Below are 20,431 nucleotides of genomic sequence, written 5' to 3'. Positions count from 1 at the left end.
ATATCTAACCAAACCAACAAGCGAAGAAGCGACAAATAGCTTCTCTTCTTAGAGTTGGTCAAAAATGGATCGAAACCTAGGGGTGGAGCTGGGGCCTTGACAGTTTCGTTCATATCAGGAGGCTCCCCGAACCGCCCGCGGAAAGCGAGAACCGGCTAATTGGCCGGTTCTTTTTTAGTACCCTTTTACGTTTACCGCTGCCCTTTTTTGGCTATGGTGGAAATGTAAAGGAGTGGTTATGTTGCGGAAGAAATATCAATTATGTTTAAGCTTGTTGCTGGGAATGGCCTTCATTATGGCCGGGTGCGGCACACTATTTTCTAACGAATTAATTGCCAACCGTTATGCTGATGCCCTGTTAACGAAAAATAATGAAATTCAATTTCGGTTTCGGATTAACAATGAAAATCTCGATAGCCGCGATTTATACAAAGTGAAAGTCACCATCCATGATGAACGTCTGGCATCGGCGATTGGCAAACGGGAAATTGTCTATGGAGAGGAGCAAGTATTAAACGGAGAATATCTTGATGTAAAAGGGACAAAAGAGAAAATTATTTTCATGGACCCAATTCCGTTACTGGAGGATTTACATATTCATGAAATTGAAAAAATGATTGAACAAAAAAATGCCGTCTCCATAGAAGTATTTAATAATAAAGAGGTATTTGGGCGTGCTTACTTAACCAACTTCTCTTCCGAACTTTAAACCTGGGCCAGTCGTGGTTCCAGGCTTTTTTTTACAAAATCGTAAAATACAGTGCTAAAATGTTAATAGGACATTAAAGGAGGTCATAAAATTGCGAACTTCAGAAACAACAGTAATCGGTTTTATTGGTACCGGTGTAATGGGAAAAAGTATGGCCGGGCATTTATTGAAGGCTGGTTATCCTGTAGTTGTCTATTCAAGAACAAAAGAAAAGGCTGCTGAACTTTTGGATCAGGGAGCAGAATGGGCGGAAACGCCAAGGGAACTTGCCGGGAAGGCAAACGTCGTCTTTACAATGGTCGGTTACCCCGCTGATGTAGAGGAAGTATACCTTGGGGGAAAAGGGTTAATTCAAAATGGAAAATCGGGCAGCTATTTTGTTGATATGACAACTTCTTCGCCATCTCTCGCAGTAAAAATGTATCGACTGGCCAAGGAAAAAGGAATCCATGTGCTTGATGCGCCCGTTTCTGGCGGAGATATCGGGGCCAGGGAAGCGAAACTGTCTATCATGGCCGGCGGTGACCGCGAAGCATTTGATGCCGTTCTTCCGCTCCTAAAGCATCTGGGAACAAATATTGTCTACCAAGGCAATGCAGGTGCCGGGCAGCATACAAAAATGTGCAATCAAATTGCGATTGCCTCCAATATGATCGGCGTGTGCGAGGCCATCATATATGCTGAAAAGGCCGGATTAAATCCTGAAACTGTTTTAAAAAGTATTACAACCGGGGCGGCAGGCAGCTGGTCTTTGAGCAATTTGGCTCCAAGAATGCTCCAGGGTAATTTTGAACCCGGATTTTACATAAAGCATTTTATAAAAGACATGAAAATTGCCTTGGACGAAGCAGAGCAAATGGGCATGGAAGTGCCGGGGCTGGCCTTGGCGAAATCCCTCTATGAGAAATTGGCCCAACAGGGTGAAGAAAATAACGGCACACAGGCACTTTATAAATATTGGAAAAGCTGAGTCCATTCCGCCACAAACTGGCAGGCATATATTCCTCTTATCTACTTGAAACTATCAGGGAAACTTAAATAGGAGGAGTGTTTATGGCGAAGCGAAATAAGAAAAACGACCCCCAGCAAAAAAACAAAAAAGGGTTTGATTCTGCTGTAATCGATTCGGAATTCTCCCATGAATTTGGTTCTGCAGATACCAATAAAATACATCACGACAAGGCCAAAAAAGTTAAAGCGGCCAAAAATAACGGAAAATATAAAGGAATGAACCCTTAAATTAAAAACCTCGCTGTGATCAGCGAGGTTTTCTGCTTTTTTCCAGGAAATGTTCAATCCTGTCAAGCCCCATTGCCAAGATGTCCATCGAGCAGGCAAATGATAACCGGAAATACCCTTCGCCATACTCTGAAAAGGCACTGCCCGGGACCACAGCAACCTTCGCTTCGTGTACGAGCTTAAGCGCGAAATCAAAGCTGTTTAAAGGAATGCTGGCTGGAATTGGAACAAAGAAATAAAAAGCACCGTCGGGCTTCACAACATCAAAACCCATTGTCTGGAGCCGCTGGTAAACATAATCCCTTCTTGCCTCATAGTCTTTTTTCATCGCTACACCATCATCCATGCCTGCTGTTAGTGCTTCATATGCGGCCTTTTGAGCAATTGAATTGGCACATGAGACATTATATTGGTGCACCTTTAATATGTGTTTAGCAATAGCTTCCGGTGCAAACAGAAGGCCGATTCTCCAGCCGGTCATCGAGTGGGATTTGGAAAGCCCGTTAATGATAATTGTTTTTTCTTTTAGAAAACTAGCTATGGATGTATGAAACCCTTTATAGGTTAACTCGCTATAAATCTCATCTGCGACTACAAAAATGTCTTTATCCATTAAATAACCGGCTATTTCTTCAAGCTCGGACCGTGTTAAACTGACCCCGGTAGGGTTTGATGGATAAGGCAGGACAATACATCGGGTTTTTTCGGTGATATAAGGTTTAATCATATCCAAGGTAAAACGAAATTGATTTTTCCGAATATCAACATGTATTGGAACACCGCCCATCATTCGAATGATCGGTTCATATCCCGGATATATCGGTCCAGGCAGGAGAACCTCCGTACCTTCAGTTAAAATGGTCCGAAATGTTATATCAATTGCTTCACTTGCTCCCACTGTGACAATAACTTCGGATTCCGGCTGATAATTCAAACCATACTTTTTAGCTACAAACTCACAAGCCGCTTTCCTTAATTCAAGTGTCCCTGCATTATGAGTATAGGAAGTGAAGTCCGCATCAATTGCGGTGATGCCAGCAAGTTTTACATGTTCCGGGGTTGGAAAATCAGGTTGTCCAATTGTAAGTGAAATTAAATCTTCTACATGTGCGACCATATTAAAAAACTTTCTAATCCCCGAAATTTCAATAGATTTAACCCGTTGATTAAGAAGATGCTCCAATAAGACCCATCCTTTCATCTGCATTTTCTACAAAAAGACTATATTGTTGATTATAGTCGATGGCCAATAAAAGTTTCTACTTTTAAAAATAGAGTAATTGTAAAAAGCCAGGTTGAGTGCCTGGCTTTTTACAATGGCATTAGGAATATCGCTCGCCCAATTTTTTGAAGATCGGTTTTTGATAGGGCTGATGGTTTCTTCGTTGATTATTGGGCGGAGCCCCTCCTTCGGTTATCCCCGTATAGGATTGCAGTAAAGCTTTGGCAGCATGAAGGGAAAGTGAGGCTTTAGGATTTCTGAAATGGCCATCCAATTTGCCCAAGTGAGGAAGATTCTCAAAATCGGTTTTCGTTGGTGGAATGTGAAAAAGGTAATCTCCGCATTTTACCAACACATCTGATTGCTGCTGGCTGTTCCTGGGGTTTTGCGAAAAATGCAAGCCGATTTTTTCAGCTTTTCCTTCTTCAATCAATTTTTTTAAAGATTCCTGTTTTAACCTGTACAGATATTTGGGATTTGTTGCTGTCTTTGCGTGCCGATTGACGATGAAGACAGCTTGTCCGAGGTTTTCGATGGTCAGACTAATCTTTTTAAGGGGATAGTTTTGGTCGGAATTCAAAATAGGTTCTCCTTTCAATCTTTTAAAGACAATTTTATTATACCTTTTTTTTAGTAAAATAGAAATAATCGCTAAGTTTTTATTTCGTGCAGGCTCAAGGCATTTGGCTTTAGGAGCTTAATTTGCTGATAACGTAAATACCGAAAGTTCCGGCTTGGAGAAAAAACGGAAGGGGAGTCCTGTCGTCCCAATTCCACGATTGACATATAAAATAAGCCCGTTTTCACCGCCAATGGCATATAGCCCTTCTTGATAAATTTTTGCAAATGGAGGCAGAACCAGCGCTCCGGCAAAAGGAATCTTTACTTGTCCCCCGTGGCTGTGTCCGCTCAGCTGCCATTGAACCGGATAGCTGATGGCTGTTTCTGCAAAATCTGGCTCATGCGATAGAAGAATGCAGAATTGCTTTTCCGGAACATGCTTTAATGCAGATGCCAAATCAGGTTTTCCTAGCATTAAATCATCAATGCCTGCAATGAAAATTCTGCTGTTATCGGGTAATTTAATAAAATCGGCACTATTTATTAATAGCTTAAAGCCAGCAGCCTCCATAATTCCCCTATAAATTTCTGTCCCATAACCTCCGTGATCATGATTTCCGTAAATGCAGTATTTGCCCAGTGGTGCTTGCAGCTTTTGCAAAATGCCAGTCAATTTGTTGATTTCTCTATATTTATTCGGTTCGTCCATTAAATCTCCAGTGAAAAAAATTAAATCAGGCTTCTCAGCGTTAATTTTGTCAATCAATTTTTCTAGTTGATTAAGGTTGTATTGAAAACCCAAATGTGTATCGCTAAATTGAATAATCTTCTTGCCGTGAAACCCCGCCGGGATTAAGGGATGACTGATATCAAGACGGGTAATTCCCAGTAATGCCGGTTCGATCCGATTGCCATAAACATATCCTCCGGCGCCTAAGCCAAGAACGGCAAGGAAAGAACCTGCCAACCGTTTTAAAAAAGTTCTCCGTGTTTGTGGTTTCATCATATCTTCTACCAACCTATTTTTAATAAATGAATACCCTTTGTATTTTCAAGAAAAACGTCGCATAATGCAAGTAAACAAGCTTTATTAAGTTTTTATTCAGCGAAAATAAATAAATGCCAAATAATCGTTTCGAATACACTGCTTTTCAACAGGCTGACTTTAGGGTCAATTGTTTCTCTTTCCTTTATCATGGTATTCTACAGGTAGAGCAAGCTCAGGCTTTATGGCCTATGGTATAATGATAAAAATCTATTTGGGAGGTACTTGGATGGATGCTTTGGAAATCCTTTCGAATCTGACCAATGTTTTCCCGTATTTCCAGCCGATTTTTAGTGCCGATGAACAACGAATTATCGCCTATGAGGTATTGGGCAGGTATAAAACAGAGGAAGAGGTCATCAGTCTCGGGCCTTTTTTTCATGATGACCAAATTCCCGATGAGTATAAATTTGAAGTCGATCTATTGTTAGTGCAAAAATCGTTGGAAAAGGCATTGGAACTGGATGAAACCATTAGCATTTTTTTGAACCGAAATGCTGAATTGCTCATGTATAGCGATGGAGAACCTTTTCTGGAGGAGTTGCTCGCCTTTGAAAAAAAAGGATTGCGATTAGACCGAATTGTCCTTGAAATCTCCGAACAACACTATAAAGGGGACATTGGCCAACTCGATAATTTGCTTCAGTATTATCGTACCTATGGAATCAAAATTGCGATATCCAGTCTTGATAGTGAAAGTCCTTTTTTTGAAAGAATTGCCCAACTTGATCCGGATATTTTAAAAATTAATTTGGAAGCCTTAAAATCGACAGCAACGGGTACCAATTTCAATGATATGTTGTTTTCGCTTTCTGTTTTGGCTAGAAAAATTGGCGCCACGCTCCTATTTGAAAACATCGAAATGAGTTATCAACTACAGTTCGCCTGGAGAAATGGCGGCCGTTATTATCAGGGCTACTATTTGCATCCGCCGGCTGCCGAGTTTATTGAACCGGATTTTTTAAAGCATCGTTTGAAGGAAAAGTTTCATGATTTTATATCCTACGAAAAAAGGAAATTGGAGGCAGTATTTACGACGACGGAGTATTTCCATGCCAAAGTGCAGGATATCATTATGAAAAATAAAAAGCTTGTACTTGAGGAGCTGCTGCATATACTTGGCAAAGAAATGGATCAAGTAGCGTTCCGTATTTATGTATGCGATGAAAATGGATTTCAGAAATCGGCCAATCTGTTCAGGGACAAGGGCTGCTGGACTACACAACCGGAATATTTAAATAAAAATTGGAGCTGGCGGCCTTATTTTTTGGAGAACATCATCAAGATGAGGAATGAGCGCAAAGGCATTCTATCTGACTTGTATTGCGACATTGAAACCGGTGAAACGATACGGACATTTTCATATCCGATGAATGACAACGATTATTTATTTATTGATATTTCCTATCAGTATTTGTTTGAACATGACCAATTACTGTAAGAAAGCACCAGAATAGAAAGCTTCATCGGGTGGCAATTTAATGTTACATGATGATGAAGGAGAATTGGACTCATGAATCTCTTTGAAATGGTTATTGCGGCTTTAATCTTCGGCATTTTGGCGGTGTCGCTCATTTATACTCTTGCACTTGGACGACAGCAAAAAGTGGTGCAAGGTGAGATTGATACCCAAATTGCCAAACCGATTCAAAAAAATGTTTATGTGAAAAATCCGGTTTTTCTCTCTTATGGCATTTTTTTTGCATTGGTTTTATTTATCATCCTATTTATAGCTGTGTCTTTTTATTAAAAGGTCTCAAATGCTCGAGGCCTATTTTTATCGAGAAAATTTTAGCAAATTTTACATTTTTGCTTGTACAAATAAAGCGGTTATTTTATTCTGTTAATATTGGCATATAAAAACTGTATTTTAATTATCATTCTTATGGAAAAAATCCATCCGGATAGAAACATGCCAAATGTGAAACCTAACAAACAGAAGCCTGTTTGTTTTGGAAAGGAGAAAAAAGCTTATGTCACAGCTTCAAGGTATATTAACCAGACTAAAAAATCTTCAAGAACAATCGGTGAATGGTGAGCCGACTCAACGCTATTTTGAGGTAAACGGAGAAAGAAAGTGTCAGGTGACTTATCACCCAAAAACGGAAACGTTTGAACTTGAGGTGTACTTTGAAAAGGAAAAGCCAAAACGATATCAATTTGATAACATTGATATGATTACCATTGAGATTTTTGATTTGATCCAATAGGACCGTCCGCGGTCCTTATTTTCATGCTAAAATTTATCCTGCTCCACGAAAACTATGATAGAATAGAGACGAGGAAAAACTAACATGAGGAGTTTTCGTGATGATCAGTCTTCCCAGCGGGGAATTTTTAGACCTAACAATAGAAGATTTTATGATACCATCAGAACGGGTAGCCCATGTACAGGTCGGCAACAATCTGGAACACGCCTTGTTGGTGCTTACCAAAAGCGGTTATACAGCCATTCCTGTATTAGATCCTTTATACAAGCTTCATGGGCTAATTAGTACCCCCATTATTATGGATTCTATTCTTGGGCTTGAAAGAATTGAATTTGAAATGCTGGAACAAAAGCGGGTGGAAGAGGTTATGAAAAAATCAATTCCACGGGTTAAACTTTCTGCCTCATTTCCCGATTGCCTCGAATTGCTGGTTAACCATCCGTTCCTTTGTATCGAAACGGAAGACGGGTTCTTCGCCGGCATTTTACCGAGAAGCTCGATTTTGAATCAATTAAATATGCTGGTCAAAAGGTTCAAATAATAAAGCTCCCGTTAAGGGGGCTGTATTTTTTTAATATCAGAGGTGTCAAGCAATGGGCGAAGCCAACTCGATTGGAATTAAACAAACAAAAAGACCACTTGTGCTGGCATCTGTCATGCTGGCCATGTTTATGGGAGCAATTGAGGCAACCATTGTTTCTACGGCCATGCCGGCCATTGTTGCAGATTTGGGCGGGTTCACTTTGTTCAGCTGGGTTTTTTCCGCCTATTTATTGATGAATTCAGTTACCGTATTGATTTACGGAAAATTATCTGATTTATTTGGGCGAAAGCCCGTCCTTACCGTTGGCATCATATTCTTTTTAATCGGCTCGATTCTCTGTGGTTTTGCCACTTCAATGAAAATGCTGATCATTTTCCGTCTCATTCAGGGATTTGGGGCAGGTGCGGTTACACCAATTGCCACGACAATCGTTGGCGATATTTATACAGCGGAAGAAAGGGCAAAAATTCAGGGCTATCTCTCCAGTGTTTGGGGGATTTCAGCAATAACAGGGCCGGCAGTGGGCGGACTTGTGGTCCAGTATGCCAGCTGGAAATATGTTTTTTGGATTAATGTACCGCTTGGGCTTTTGGCCTTGGCTGGTTTATGGCTGTTCCTCCATGAAAATGTGAACAAGAAGAAACATAAAATTGATTATCCAGGTGCATTTCTTTTAACCATTACTATTTCGTCATTTATGTTTGTCCTTGTCGAGGGCGGAAGGAATTGGCCATGGGGCTCTTGGCAGCTTAATGCATTAATTGCCCTGGCTATTGTTGCCTTAGCCGGGTTCGTTATCCAAGAAGGACGGGCAGCTGAGCCGATGATGCCGTTTTCTATCTGGAAAGAACGAGCCATATTTATCGCAAATATAACTTCACTGACAACTGGTATCATGTTGATTGGCATTTCAAGCTTCCTGCCAACTTTTGTCCAAGGTGTCATGGAACAAACGCCGATTATTGCCGGGTTTACCTTGACCGCGATGTCCATTGGCTGGCCGATTGCCTCCACACTGTCCGGGCGAATGCTGGTCACAATCGGATATCGCAAAACATCTATTATAGGCGGGGTGTTTTTAATTTTTGGCAGCCTGGTGTTTGTAACTATGCAGGCCTCATCCGGGCCGCTTTGGGCTGCTGTCGGATCCTTTTTGGTCGGAGTTGGAATGGGACTCACATCAACAGCTTTTATTGTTTCGATACAAAGTACAGTAGGTTGGGAACAGCGTGGTGTTGCAACAGCGGCCAATATGTTTATGCGGAATTTGGGAAACACCATTGGTGCGGCTCTCCTGGGCGGAATTTTAAATAACCGCTTGAATCATTATTTGGCAGAAAAATCACCATCGCTGACAGCGGATGATGCCAATTTGCTATTAAAGACAGAAGAACGTGATAACCTGCTTGATTCCGTCAGGGAGGTTTTACAGGATGGTCTGACCATTTCCTTGCATTCCGTCTATTATGTCGTCCTTACAATTGCCATTGTCAGTATGTTTTTGATATTTTTTATACCGAAAAAAGACCAAAGCTCCATCTAAGGTGCAGAGCTTTTTAAAGGAGGCCCCTCAAATGTCGTCAATTTCGGAATTTCAATTACTTTCGGTTTTAGCCCAAGAAATGAATATGCGAAAAGCATCCGAGCGGCTGTTTGTCTCCCAGCCGGCCTTATCGCAGCGCTTGCAGACGATTGAGAAGGAATGGGGAACAAAATTATTTATCCGTTCACAAAAAGGTTTGGCCTTGACTCCAGCTGGTGAGCATGTGATAGATTTTGTCAATGAAGTGCTGACAAAACAGGAGAAAGTGAGGGAGACCATATATTCCTTACAAACAGGAGTATCAGGTACGTTAAAAATTGCAGTGGCATCCATTGTCGGACAAAACTGGCTTCCGCAAGTACTAAAGAAATTTATTGATAAATATCCACAGGTTAAATTGTCGCTCGTCACAGGCTGGAGCAGTGAAATCCTAAATTGCTTGTACGACGACCAGGTTCATATCGGGATCATTCGGGGCATGCCGGATTGGAAAGGAGTTAAAGTACATCTTTTCAATGATCCATTATATTTGGTAGATCGGGAAATTACCCAGCCGGAGCAAATCGTTGAAACGGACCGACCATTTATCCAATTTAAAAGCGACTCCAACTATTATCAGGAAATCCAAGATTGGTGGATGAAGAAATTTAAAACGTCACCAAAGCGAACGGTCATTGTTGACCAAATTGAAACCTGCAAGCAAATGGCCTTTAACGGGATTGGCTATGCCATTTTGCCAGGGATTACCCTGACGAAAGCCGAGCAGGATATCTTCAAAATTCCATTGTTAAATGAATCAGGAGAGCCGCTAAAACGCGATACATGGCTTTTGGGCTATGAATCGGCGTTCCAATTAAAGCAGGTTCAAGCATTCGTTGAGGTGATGAAAGATTATATTACTGAAACTTAAGCATAAAGGGGTATTTTTCTTGTTTTCATCCCTTTTGTTTGCTAAAGTATTTTTTAGAATGTAAAGGGGGCACGTAACATGAAAATGATGGATGCAAATGAAATTATTTCTTTTATTCAAAATAGCAAAAAATCCACTCCGGTGAAAGTATACATAAAAGGTGACTTGGCCGGGCTCGATTTCGGGGCAAATGCTAAAACGTTCATAAATGGCAGCACAGGAGTCGTGTTTGGCGAATGGACTGATATCAATGCAGTTCTGGAAGCTAATTCTGCAAAAATAGAAGATTTTGTGGTTGAGAATGACCGACGCAATTCCGCGATTCCGTTATTGGATATGAAGCATGTCAATGCCAGGATCGAACCGGGTGCGATTATTCGCGATCAGGTGGAAATCGGAGATCAAGCGGTAATCATGATGGGTGCAGTCATTAATATTGGCGCAGTCATCGGCGAAAAGACTATGATTGATATGGGTGCTGTATTAGGCGGCAGGGCAACGGTCGGCAAAAATTGCCATATCGGTGCAGGCACTGTCCTTGCAGGTGTAATCGAACCTCCATCCGCCAAGCCTGTCATTGTAGAAGATGATGTTTTAATTGGTGCCAATGCGGTTGTGCTTGAAGGGGTTACAGTCGGTAAGGGCTCCGTTGTTGCGGCAGGTGCTGTCGTGACGCAGGATGTTGCTCCATACACAGTAGTAGCCGGAACCCCAGCCAGAAAAATTAAAGATATTGACGAAAAGACAAAATCAAAGACTGAAATTATGCAAGAGCTTCGTCAACTATAGCCTAAAAACAGCGTGGATAGCCTCCACGCTTGTTTTGTAGCTAGACAATAAAAAGGAGAGATACATAGATATGGATTCCTTTATAAAAATCCGCCGCGATCTTCATCAGATTCCTGAGCTCGGATTCCAGGAATATAAAACCCAGGCTTATTTAATGGAATATATTCAGTCTTTGCCTCAGGAGCGGCTTGCCATAAAAACATGGAAAACAGGACTTCTGGTAAAGGTGCATGGCCAAAATCCGCAGAAAACAATCGGTTATCGGACAGATATCGATGGCCTGCCTATTGAAGAAGAAACAGGTCTGCCATTTGCTTCAACACATGAGGCGAGAATGCACGCCTGCGGCCACGATATCCATATGAGCATTGCGCTTGGGGTGCTTACTCACTTTGTCCAAAATCGGATAGATGACGACCTGCTATTCGTGTTTCAGCCTGCCGAAGAAGGGCCCGGCGGTGCTGAACCGATGATGAATTCAACAGAATTTAAAGAATGGAAACCGGATTTGATTTTTGCCCTCCATATTGCACCGGAATACCCGGTGGGGACAATTGCCACCAAACCAGGGTTGCTTTTTGCTAATACATCCGAGTTATATATTGATTTAAAAGGAAAGGGGGGACATGCCGCCTATCCGCATCAAACAAACGATATGGTAATTGCTGCCTGTACCCTTGTCAGTCAGTTGCAGACAATCATATCACGCAACGTGAATCCGCTTGACAGCGCCGTTATAACCATTGGTAAAATTAGCGGTGGAACCGTCCAAAATATTATTGCCGAAAAAGCCCGGCTTGAAGGTACGATTCGCACTTTGTCACCTCATTCCATGCAAAAGGTTAAACAGCGCATTGAGTCGCTCGTTAAAGGAGTGGAAGCAGGCTTTGAGTGCGAGGCTTCCATTGACTATGGGTCCATGTACCATCAGGTGTACAATGACGAGGAAGTTGCCAAAGAATTTATTGAGTTCAATAACCAAGAACCTGAAATTAAAGTGGTGGAATGCACTGAAGCCATGACTGGAGAGGACTTTGGCTATATGCTAAGGGATATTCCCGGACTCATGTTTTGGCTTGGAGTGGACTCCCCCTTTGGCCTGCATCATGCCAAGCTTGATCCAAATGAAGCGGCAATCGATGTTGCAATTAGGGTGATGACCAGTTATTTATCGTACAAAGGGACTAGGAGGGACCCGGGGTGAAATTGCGTGAGCCAATGCCTGAATTAAATGGTGCTGTTGAATGGCTGAACGGCCAAGTGACAAGGGAGGGTTTGGTAGGCACGAAGCCAACATTGATTCATTTTTGGTCAATCAGCTGCCATCTGTGTAAAAAGGCAATGCCGCAAATTAATCAATTCCTTGATGATTATCGGGATCAATTAAATGTTATTGCTGTTCATATGCCAAGGTCTGAAAATGACCTGAACATTGAGGAAATCAAGCATGACGCCTCATTACACGGCATCAACCACCCAATTATTGTAGACAGCAATATGACAATTACCGCTGCATTTGACAACAAATATGTTCCTGCTTACTATATTTTTGACAAGAACGGCCAGCTTCGACATTTTCAGGCGGGCGGAAGCGGCAAGACGATGCTAGAAAAACGAGTCATTCGTCTCCTTGATGAAATTGAAAAAACGAAATAATAAACTCCTAACAATAAAGCTGCACCATCCGAGATAGCGGCTTTTTTTGTGCACATTGTAACCTTCGCTTTTTTTAACCGTCGGTAATTATAAAAATGGTTTAATAAGACATAAAGGGGTGTTGGTTTTGGGTATGAAAAAACTTTTCATTCTCGTTATTTTTTTGTTGTTTGTCGGTATGGCAGGCTGCAGCAATGCTGGCAGCAGCAAGGATGAAAGTGCAAAAATGAGTGTCGAAAATAAGGCCGTGATGGATTCATCCAGTTCCGGCGGCCCAGAGAAAAGCGCCCTAACCAATCGGGAAGGCGATCAATCCAAGCCTGATAAGACCGTGACCGTACAGGTACAGAATAAGATGGTCATATACCAAGCCAATCTTGAACTTAGGGTAAAGAAATTTGCCCAAACTGTCAGAAACCTTGAAGAAAAAGTCAGCCAGTATGGCGGCTATATTGCCGAGTCAGATGTAACACGGGAAGGAAAAGAGCTGCTTAACGGCAGGCTGACGATTCGACTCCCGCAGCAACATTTCCAAGAGTTTTTACATGATGCTGAAGGGCAAGCAGCCGAAGTATTGCAGAGAAATATAACCGGCCAGGATGTGACCGAGGAATATGTTGACCTTGAATCGAGACTAAAATCTAAACGGGTAGTAGAGGAGCGGTTGCTTTCCTTTATGAAGGAAGCGGCAAAAACAGAAGACCTATTAAAAATTTCTGCGGATTTGGCAGCGATTCAAGAGGAAATAGAAACAATTGAAGGAAAGATGAAATTCCTTGAAAACCAAACATCGTTTTCAACCGTGACCATTACACTTTATGAAAATAAAGTGGTTGTTCCGGATATCGATAAGGACCAGCTTAATACATGGGAAAAAACAAAAAAACAATTCATGAAAAGCACTAATTTATTATTGTCATTCTTTTCAGGCTTAGTTGTTTTTACAATTGGCAATTTACCGATTCTAATAATATTTATCATACTTGCTGTCCTCGGTTTTATAATCTATAAAAAGAGGATGGGTCGCCAGCGGCAAGAGTAATGGCTGAAAATTATCTATATATTAAAAGGCGGAACGATGTTAAAATGAAACGAGTTAGATCAAAAGATTTTTCCTGGGGGAGTTTATTGTGAAGAAAAGTTTTGCGGTAATTGGTCTTGGGCGATTTGGAGGGAGCATTTGCCGCACTTTGACAGATGAAGGAATGGAAGTACTGGCAATTGATATAAATGAGGAACGAGTCAATGAATTTGCCATGATTGCCTCTCATGCGGCCGTAGGTGATACGACCGATGAGGCGGTGTTAAAAAGCCTGGGAATTCGAAATTTTGACCATGTCATTGTCGCAATTGGCGATGACATTCAATCCAGCATTTTGACAACACTGATTCTTAAAGAATTGGGTGTCGCCCGCATTACGGCTAAGGCGCAAAATGATTATCATGAAAAGGTGCTCAGAAAAATCGGAGCAGACTTTGTAGTCCATCCGGAAAGAGATATGGGGAAAAGAATTGCTCATAACATGACGTCCAGCAATGTTGTTGATTATCTTGAGCTATCAGACGAGCATAGTATTGTGGAAATTGTCGCCAATGGAAAGCTTGGCGGTCATACCATCATGGACTTGGATATCCGCAAAAAGTATGGCTTGAATATTGTTGCGATAAAAAGAGGAGAAGATATTATCGTCTCGCCACAAGCAACAGAAATGATCCACGTCAATGACGTGTTAATCGTCATAGGCACGGACCAGGATATCGACCGGTTTGAGAAAAAAGTAATGGAATAAAAAAGAAGAAGCCGCACGGCTTCTCTTTTTGTTATACTTCCATGATAATTGGCAGAATCATTGGTCGGCGTTTTGTTTTTTCATAGAGGAATGGTGCCAACGTGTCAGTGATTTCATTCTTGATTTCGGACCATTGGCTTGTCTTTCGCTCCATTATTTTGTTTAGGTGCTTTGTGATCAGGGCTTGAGCATCGTTGATTAAATCTCCGGATTCACGCATATAGACAAAACCGCGGGAAATTAAATCAGGTCCGGAGGCGATTTTAAATTCCTTCATGTTAATGCTCACGACGACAACGACCAATCCCTCTTCGGATAGAATCCTCCGGTCACGCAAGACGATGTTTCCGATATCACCAACGCCGCTTCCATCAATATAGACAGAACCAGATGGAATTTTTCCGGCAACCTGTGCCGAATTTTCCGAAAGTGCCAGCACTTCACCGTTATCCATTATAAAGCAGTTTTCTTCTTCGACACCGCAATCCACTGCAAGCTTAGCGTGCATTTTTTGCATGCGGTACTCGCCATGTATCGGCATAAAGAATTTTGGTTTGATTAATCGGAGCATCAGTTTCTGTTCTTCCTGGCCGCCGTGTCCGGAAGTATGAATATTGCTTAATTTCCCGTGAATCACTTCTGCTCCTGCTTTGTACAGCATGTTAATGGTCCTGCTTACGCTTATCGTATTTCCCGGAATTGGCGATGAGGAAAAAACCACCGTATCCCCAGGAATGATTTGTATCTGCCTGTGGGTGCCATTTGCAATTCTTGATAAAGCGGCCATTGGTTCACCCTGGCTGCCTGTACAAAGGATGGTTACCTTGTCCGCCGGCAAACGGTTGATTTGCCCCGCGTCAACAAACGTATCCTTTGGTGCTCTGATATAGCCCAAATCTAGACCAATATTGATGGCTGCTTCCATACTTCTGCCGAATACCGCAATCTTCCGGCCGTTTGCCACTGCCGCTTCGGTTACCTGCTGCAGGCGGTGGATATTGGAAGCAAATGTGGCAAAAATAATCCGCCCATCTACTTTTCGAAAAATATCGTCAATGTTTTCTCCAACCCGTCGTTCAGACATGGTAAAATCAGGGATTTCACTGTTGGTACTGTCCGAAAGGAGACAAAGCACCCCTTCTTTACCGATTTCGGCCATTTTTGTCAAATTGGCCGGTTCACCGACAGGGGTAAAATCAAATTTAAAATCGCCGGTATGGACAATTTGCCCTGGCGGTGTTTTCACAACAACTCCGTAAGAATCCGGAATGCTATGAGTAGTACGGAAAAATGTAACGGAGGTTTTCCGGAATTTGATGATATCGTCCTCTTTAATATCAATTAATTTTGCATTTCGAAGCAGTCCGTGTTCCTCAAGTTTGTTCTTGATTAGACCGAGCGCAAGCTTTCCGCCATAAATAGGGATATTCACTTCCCGAAGTAAATAGGGAATACCGCCAATATGGTCTTCGTGACCATGGGTTACGAACAACCCTTTTATTTTGTCTTCGTTTTTTACTAAATAGCTGTAATCCGGGATGACATAATCAATGCCTAACAGTTCGTCCTCGGGAAATTTAATTCCGGCATCAATGAGGATTATTTCATCCTGGAATTGTACACCATATGTGTTTTTGCCGATTTCACCCAAACCTCCAAGGGCAAAAACAGCGGTTTGATCATTTTTTACAAATTTCATAAATTATCATATCTCCAATACTTTAAAGTTTTCATTTTGTTGTTCATAGTCCAAATAGGCTCCTTTGACTTGCTGAATATATTCAACGTTTACCTTGCGGTCAGCCAATTTAGAATAAACTTCCCTTACTGATTCTGCTTCGATAAAAACAGTTTTCGTTTTTTCTCGTACAGGAACCTCGTTAATGCTCTCTTGGTAAAATACTTTAAATATCATTACTTTCGCTCCTTATTAAACATAACTTTTTCTATTATATAAAACATTTTCATCTTTTTCATTAATTTGCTATGGAAAGCTTTGGTTCCGGTTATGGATTCTATGTAAAAAGCACCTATCTATCCAATTTACAATAAGGAAGGAGCCCTTCGCAAGTTTGAAGGGCTCAAATGTTTAGGCAATCGATTTTTTTCTGAGTAAATCTTTCCACTGTTTTAAGAGCTTCTTTCTTAGCTTCTTCAACATAGTGGATCATCTCCTTACTTCTTATTTTAATATATCCTTGTCCAATGTAAAGCAGCTCTTGACAGATAATTAAAATTTTTTGTTTTACTGTTTTTTTACTATTATTATATGGTGAAAATGTGGAATTTTTCATGGATAATCATGGAATCTCTATGTCATTTGCACTGTACAATAAAAAAATCCGGTCGGAAATACAACCGGATTTATCGTTCTATTGCTATCGCGCCTTCAATTGGCTTGAATGGGTCTTGTTTATCAATATGGTCGTAAAACATGATGCCATTTAAATGGTCAATTTCATGTTGAAAACAAATGGCAGGAACCCCTTTTAGGCGCAGCTTAACCTCTTCGCCATCCATATTGTAGCCTTTAACCGTAATGCGTGCATACCTTGGCACATAACCAGGGATGGCTTCATCAACAGACAGACAGCCTTCACCCGATTGTAAAAACGCCTTTTCAACTGAATGGCTGATAATTTTCGGATTAAATAATGCATGGCTGTATAGGTTTCCTTTATCATCAGTCAGATGGACAGCAATCATCCGTTTTGAAACATTTATTTGCGGCGCAGCTAGACCAATCCCCGGACGTAGGCCATACTCTTCAGCAATCTCGCTGTTTTGACTATTGATTACATATTCCAGGAGACTGCCGAGGATTTTTTTCTCCTCTTCGGAAGGGGGCATTGTAACTTCCGCAGCGACTTTCCTGAGTGTAGGATGGCCATCTCGAATGATATCATCCATCGTTAACATCAATTTTCACTCCCAAATATGAATAAAGTTATTGCAAACATTAGTTTAACAAACAATCTAAAAAATGTTAATTATTTATTGTCAAACCTGCCCCATACCGATATAGTAAAAGTGGACTAGGAGGGGCTGGCGTGATGTATTTTAAAAAATATCCATTCATTTTGATTGTTTTCATGCTTACTGTAGGTTTAATTGGATGTTCTGACAAACCTAACGACCCCACTGAGAAAATGTATACGATACTGGAAAACGTGGTATCTAAAGAAAAAACATTTGAAAACCAGCAAGATCCGCTGGTTGCTTTGGAAAAGAAAGAAAAAAATCTATATAATCAAATTTTAAAGCTGGGAATGAAAGAGTACGGCCAAATTGTAAAACTAGCTGATGAGGCCTTGGCCTCTGCCGAGAAACGAAAAGAACTTTTCGAAACGGAAACGGCCAGCTTGAAAGAATCTGAAAACGAATTTAGAAAAGTGGCAGATTTAAAAGAGGATTTTGCCAATCCAGAGCTGGGTCAATTGGCAAATGAGCTTTATCAAATAATGGAGAATAGATACAGGGCGCATGACGAATTGTACAGGCAATATACCAAGGCGATCAATCATGACAAAGAATTATATGGAATGTTTAAAAATAAGGATATTCCCCTTGAAGACCTTAAAAATCAAGTTAAAAAAGTAAACGATGCCCATCAAAAGGTATATACAGAAAATGAAAAGTTCAATAAATATACTGAACAATACAATGATAAGAAACTTTTATTTTATAAAAAAGCTGGCTTGGATCCAGCAAAATAATCCACAGAGAACCAGCCCTTATTGTTCTGGTTTTTTTGCTATATTATAACAACTAGAAATTTGTGTTGGATTTTATATAACAGAATGAAGTGAACAGGTGATACAGAATAAATTAAATCGCAAACAGGAAAATAATATGATGATGTTGAAAAATTATAAGACATAGTATTTGACGATAGAATATCGATGATGTAAACTCGAATAGAAGTTTGGTAATTGTATCAATAATATTTTAATAAACATTGATACAGATTAAAAAACATAAACACCAGTGACTTGCGCTTGTATTTATATATTTTGGGCAAGCTAACTAAGTGGATTTATTAAAACTTTTTAATGAATAAAAGAAAGGAAGATGTGACGAAGATGGCTTCGAAAACTCAAAACGCCCCATTGGATGCAAAAAAGGGACTTCAGGCAGTTGAAGAGCAGTTTCAAACATTTCAAATCTTAAATGAAGAAGGGGAAGTCGTTAATGAAGCGGCTATGCCTCAATTAACGGATGAGCAGCTTCAAGAATTGATGCGCCGTATGGTGTATACAAGAATTCTTGACCAAAGATCCATATCCTTGAACCGTCAGGGAAGATTGGGTTTCTATGCTCCTACTGCCGGGCAGGAAGCATCCCAATTGGCTTCGCAATTTGCTCTTGAAAAAGAAGACTTTATTTTACCGGGATATCGCGATGTACCCCAATTAATTTGGCACGGCCTGCCATTATATCAGGCATTCCTATTTTCTCGCGGACATTTCCAGGGTAACCAGATTCCTGAGGGAGTCAATGTACTATCACCGCAAATCATCATTGGCGCACAGTATGTTCAAGCCGCAGGTGTTGCGCTAGGCTTCAAAAAGAACGGTACAAAAGCGGTTGCCATTACTTATACAGGTGACGGCGGTGCGTCTCAGGGCGATTTCTACGAAGGAATCAACTTTGCCGGCGCCTTCAAGGCTCCAGCTATTTTTGTCGTGCAAAACAACCGGTTTGCGATTTCTACTCCAGTAGAGAAGCAGTCGGCAGCAAAAACGATTGCCCAAAAAGCGATGGCTGCAGGTATTCCTGGCATCCAGGTTGACGGTATGGACCCGCTTGCAGTTTATGCTGCAGTTCGCGATGCGCGTGAACGTGCCATCAATGGTGAAGGTCCGACATTAATTGAAACATTAACCTACCGTTACGGTCCACATACGATGGCAGGGGACGACCCAACACGTTATCGTACAGCAGACCTCGATAATGAATGGGAAAAGAAAGACCCGCTTGTACGTTTCCGCAAGTTCCTTGAAAAGAAAGGCTTATGGAGCGAAGAAAAAGAAAATGAAGTCATCGATCAGGCAAAAGAAGATATTAAAGAAGCAATCAAAAAAGCAGATGCTGCTCCTAAACAAAAGGTTACTGATTTAATGTCGATTATGTTTGAAGAGATGCCTCATAACTTAAATGAACAATATGAAATTTATCAAGCAAAGGAGTCGAAGTAAGTCATGGCTCAAATGACAATGATTCAAGCGATAACTGATGCATTGCGTACGGAACTGAAAAATGACCCGAAAACATTAGTTTTTGGTGAGGACGTTGGGGTTAACGGCGGTGTTTTCCGTGCGACTGAAGGCCTGCATAAGGAATTCGGCGAAGACCGTGTTTTTGATACGCCACTAGCAGAATCGGGCATTGGCGGTTTATCAATTGGTCTTGCCTTGACTGGATTCAGACCAATTCCAGAAATACAGTTTTTCGGATTCGTTTTTGAAGTAATGGATTCAATCGCCGGACAAATGTCTCGGATGCGTTACCGTTCCGGCGGACGTTATAACATGCCGATAACTGTTCGTTCTCCCTTTGGCGGCGGCGTTCATACCCCGGAACTTCACTCTGACAGCCTTGAAGGCTTGATGGCACAGACTCCAGGTTTAAAGGTGGTTGTCCCGTCTACCCCTTATGACGCCAAAGGATTATTGCTCTCTGCTATTCGCGATAATGACCCGGTCATTTTCCTTGAGCATTTAAAATTATACCGTGCCTTCCGTCAAGAAGTGCCAGAAGAGGAATATACAATTCCACTTGGCAAAGCAGATATTAAGCGTGAAGGTACTGACTTAACCATCATCACTTACGGTGCGATGGTCCATGAGTCGTTAAAAGCTGCGGATGAACTGGCGAAGGAAGGCCACTCTGTTGAAGTGGTGGATTTGCGTACAATCAGCCCGCTTGATATTGATACTATTATTGCTTCGGTTGAAAAAACTGGCCGTGCTATTGTCGTTCAGGAAGCACAAAAAATGGCTGGCGTAGCGGCAAATGTTGTTGCCGAAATTAATGATCGCGCGATTTTAAGCCTTGAAGCGCCAGTATTGCGCGTAGCTGCACCTGATACAGTATATCCTTTCTCACAGGCTGAATCTGTATGGCTTCCTAACTATAAAGATGTCATCGAAACAGCGAAGAAAGTATTAACGTTCTAATAATTGAACAACTGGCTAGAGATGCTAGTTTTGA

At 41.3% G+C, this 20,431-nt stretch carries 23 protein-coding genes; 17 read left to right on the top strand and 6 right to left on the bottom strand.

Annotated elements, in window-relative coordinates; translation table 11 throughout:
* Window positions 1–238: 238 nt before the first annotated feature.
* The 3 genes from M3234_RS27830 (at window position 239) to M3234_RS27820 (ending at window position 1,948) form a co-directional block, all read left to right on the top strand.
* Window positions 239–709 carry a hypothetical protein gene (locus tag M3234_RS27830; protein ID WP_262307779.1) on the top strand — a complete coding sequence of 157 codons (471 nt, stop codon included), beginning with the start codon at window positions 239–241 and terminating at the stop codon, window positions 707–709.
* A gap of 91 nt (window positions 710–800) precedes the next feature.
* Window positions 801–1,679: an NAD(P)-dependent oxidoreductase gene (locus M3234_RS27825; protein WP_262307778.1), complete on the top strand. Its 879-nt coding sequence runs from the start codon at window positions 801–803 to the stop codon at window positions 1,677–1,679.
* 83 nt (window positions 1,680–1,762) lie between these two features.
* Entirely contained in the window at window positions 1,763–1,948 is a 186-nt protein-coding gene (locus M3234_RS27820; RefSeq protein WP_066317805.1) for a hypothetical protein, read from the top strand.
* 19 nt (window positions 1,949–1,967) lie between these two features.
* Here M3234_RS27820 and M3234_RS27815 read toward each other — a convergent pair whose 3' ends face one another.
* The 3 genes from M3234_RS27815 to M3234_RS27805 form a co-directional block, all read right to left on the bottom strand.
* Entirely contained in the window at window positions 1,968–3,131 is a 1,164-nt protein-coding gene (locus M3234_RS27815) for an aminotransferase A (protein WP_262307777.1), read from the bottom strand.
* Window positions 3,132–3,270: 139 nt separating this feature from the next.
* Window positions 3,271–3,750, bottom strand: coding sequence for a YkyB family protein (locus tag M3234_RS27810; protein WP_262307776.1), 480 nt, complete (start codon window positions 3,748–3,750; stop codon window positions 3,271–3,273).
* Window positions 3,751–3,867: 117 nt separating this feature from the next.
* Complete coding sequence (locus M3234_RS27805) at window positions 3,868–4,737, bottom strand: metallophosphoesterase (protein ID WP_262307775.1); 870 nt, start codon at window positions 4,735–4,737, stop codon at window positions 3,868–3,870.
* A 268-nt stretch (window positions 4,738–5,005) separates the two neighbouring features.
* On the opposite strand from M3234_RS27805, the gene M3234_RS27800 reads away from it, so the two are divergent.
* The 11 genes from M3234_RS27800 to M3234_RS27750 all read left to right on the top strand — a co-directional run bounded on the left by M3234_RS27800 (window position 5,006) and on the right by M3234_RS27750 (window position 14,218).
* Window positions 5,006–6,217, top strand: coding sequence for an EAL domain-containing protein (locus M3234_RS27800; RefSeq protein WP_262307774.1), 1,212 nt, complete (start codon window positions 5,006–5,008; stop codon window positions 6,215–6,217).
* Window positions 6,218–6,289: 72 nt separating this feature from the next.
* Window positions 6,290–6,526: a hypothetical protein gene (locus M3234_RS27795; protein WP_262307773.1), complete on the top strand. Its 237-nt coding sequence runs from the start codon at window positions 6,290–6,292 to the stop codon at window positions 6,524–6,526.
* A gap of 223 nt (window positions 6,527–6,749) precedes the next feature.
* Window positions 6,750–6,986: a YkuJ family protein gene (locus M3234_RS27790; protein WP_066317842.1), complete on the top strand. Its 237-nt coding sequence runs from the start codon at window positions 6,750–6,752 to the stop codon at window positions 6,984–6,986.
* Between the two features lie 100 nt (window positions 6,987–7,086).
* Window positions 7,087–7,527, top strand: coding sequence for a cyclic-di-AMP-binding protein CbpB (gene cbpB, locus M3234_RS27785; RefSeq protein WP_262307772.1), 441 nt, complete (start codon window positions 7,087–7,089; stop codon window positions 7,525–7,527).
* Between the two features lie 52 nt (window positions 7,528–7,579).
* Window positions 7,580–9,073 carry an MDR family MFS transporter gene (locus M3234_RS27780; protein WP_262307771.1) on the top strand — a complete coding sequence of 498 codons (1,494 nt, stop codon included), beginning with the start codon at window positions 7,580–7,582 and terminating at the stop codon, window positions 9,071–9,073.
* A gap of 31 nt (window positions 9,074–9,104) precedes the next feature.
* Window positions 9,105–9,983, top strand: a complete 879-nt coding sequence (locus tag M3234_RS27775) for a LysR family transcriptional regulator (RefSeq protein ID WP_262307770.1) — start codon at window positions 9,105–9,107, stop codon at window positions 9,981–9,983.
* 78 nt (window positions 9,984–10,061) lie between these two features.
* Window positions 10,062–10,772 carry a 2,3,4,5-tetrahydropyridine-2,6-dicarboxylate N-acetyltransferase gene (gene dapD, locus M3234_RS27770; RefSeq protein WP_262307769.1) on the top strand — a complete coding sequence of 237 codons (711 nt, stop codon included), beginning with the start codon at window positions 10,062–10,064 and terminating at the stop codon, window positions 10,770–10,772.
* A 70-nt stretch (window positions 10,773–10,842) separates the two neighbouring features.
* Window positions 10,843–11,976, top strand: coding sequence for an N-acetyldiaminopimelate deacetylase (locus tag M3234_RS27765; RefSeq protein ID WP_262307768.1), 1,134 nt, complete (start codon window positions 10,843–10,845; stop codon window positions 11,974–11,976).
* On the top strand, window positions 11,973–12,428 hold the full coding sequence (locus M3234_RS27760; protein ID WP_262307767.1) for a TlpA family protein disulfide reductase: 456 nt from the start codon (window positions 11,973–11,975) through the stop codon (window positions 12,426–12,428). The genes M3234_RS27765 and M3234_RS27760 overlap by 4 nt, the downstream gene beginning before the upstream one ends.
* 133 nt (window positions 12,429–12,561) lie before the next feature.
* Complete coding sequence (locus tag M3234_RS27755; RefSeq protein ID WP_262307781.1) at window positions 12,562–13,470, top strand: DUF4349 domain-containing protein; 909 nt, start codon at window positions 12,562–12,564, stop codon at window positions 13,468–13,470.
* Window positions 13,471–13,558: 88 nt separating this feature from the next.
* Window positions 13,559–14,218, top strand: a complete 660-nt coding sequence (locus tag M3234_RS27750; protein WP_066317873.1) for a potassium channel family protein — start codon at window positions 13,559–13,561, stop codon at window positions 14,216–14,218.
* A gap of 31 nt (window positions 14,219–14,249) precedes the next feature.
* Here the strand turns inward: M3234_RS27750 and rnjA are convergent, their stop codons facing one another.
* The 3 genes from rnjA to def all read right to left on the bottom strand — a co-directional run bounded on the left by rnjA (window position 14,250) and on the right by def (window position 17,137).
* On the bottom strand, window positions 14,250–15,917 hold the full coding sequence (gene rnjA / locus M3234_RS27745; RefSeq protein WP_262307766.1) for a ribonuclease J1: 1,668 nt from the start codon (window positions 15,915–15,917) through the stop codon (window positions 14,250–14,252).
* Window positions 15,918–15,923: 6 nt separating this feature from the next.
* Window positions 15,924–16,133 (bottom strand): DNA-dependent RNA polymerase subunit epsilon, encoded by a 210-nt coding sequence (locus M3234_RS27740; RefSeq protein WP_066317879.1) that lies wholly within the window; start codon window positions 16,131–16,133, stop codon window positions 15,924–15,926.
* Window positions 16,134–16,582: 449 nt separating this feature from the next.
* On the bottom strand, window positions 16,583–17,137 hold the full coding sequence (def, locus tag M3234_RS27735; RefSeq protein ID WP_262307765.1) for a peptide deformylase: 555 nt from the start codon (window positions 17,135–17,137) through the stop codon (window positions 16,583–16,585).
* Between the two features lie 134 nt (window positions 17,138–17,271).
* Here def and M3234_RS27730 point away from each other — a divergent pair, with 134 nt between their 5' ends.
* The 3 genes from M3234_RS27730 to M3234_RS27720 all read left to right on the top strand — a co-directional run bounded on the left by M3234_RS27730 (window position 17,272) and on the right by M3234_RS27720 (window position 20,397).
* Entirely contained in the window at window positions 17,272–17,934 is a 663-nt protein-coding gene (locus M3234_RS27730; protein WP_262307780.1) for a YkyA family protein, read from the top strand.
* A 366-nt stretch (window positions 17,935–18,300) separates the two neighbouring features.
* Window positions 18,301–19,416 (top strand): pyruvate dehydrogenase (acetyl-transferring) E1 component subunit alpha, encoded by a 1,116-nt coding sequence (gene pdhA, locus M3234_RS27725; protein ID WP_262307764.1) that lies wholly within the window; start codon window positions 18,301–18,303, stop codon window positions 19,414–19,416.
* Window positions 19,417–19,419: 3 nt separating this feature from the next.
* The gene (locus M3234_RS27720) at window positions 19,420–20,397 is read left to right on the top strand and encodes an alpha-ketoacid dehydrogenase subunit beta (RefSeq protein WP_262307763.1); all 978 of its coding nucleotides are present in this window, start codon (window positions 19,420–19,422) and stop codon (window positions 20,395–20,397) included.
* The last annotated feature ends 34 nt before the right edge of the window (window positions 20,398–20,431 follow it).

The sequence above is a fragment of the Neobacillus niacini genome (assembly GCF_023715785.1).
Lineage (GTDB): Bacteria > Bacillota > Bacilli > Bacillales > Cytobacillaceae > Neobacillus > Neobacillus niacini_E.
Note: the sequence above shows the minus strand (reverse complement) of the source record. Positions and strands in the feature narration are given on the sequence as shown.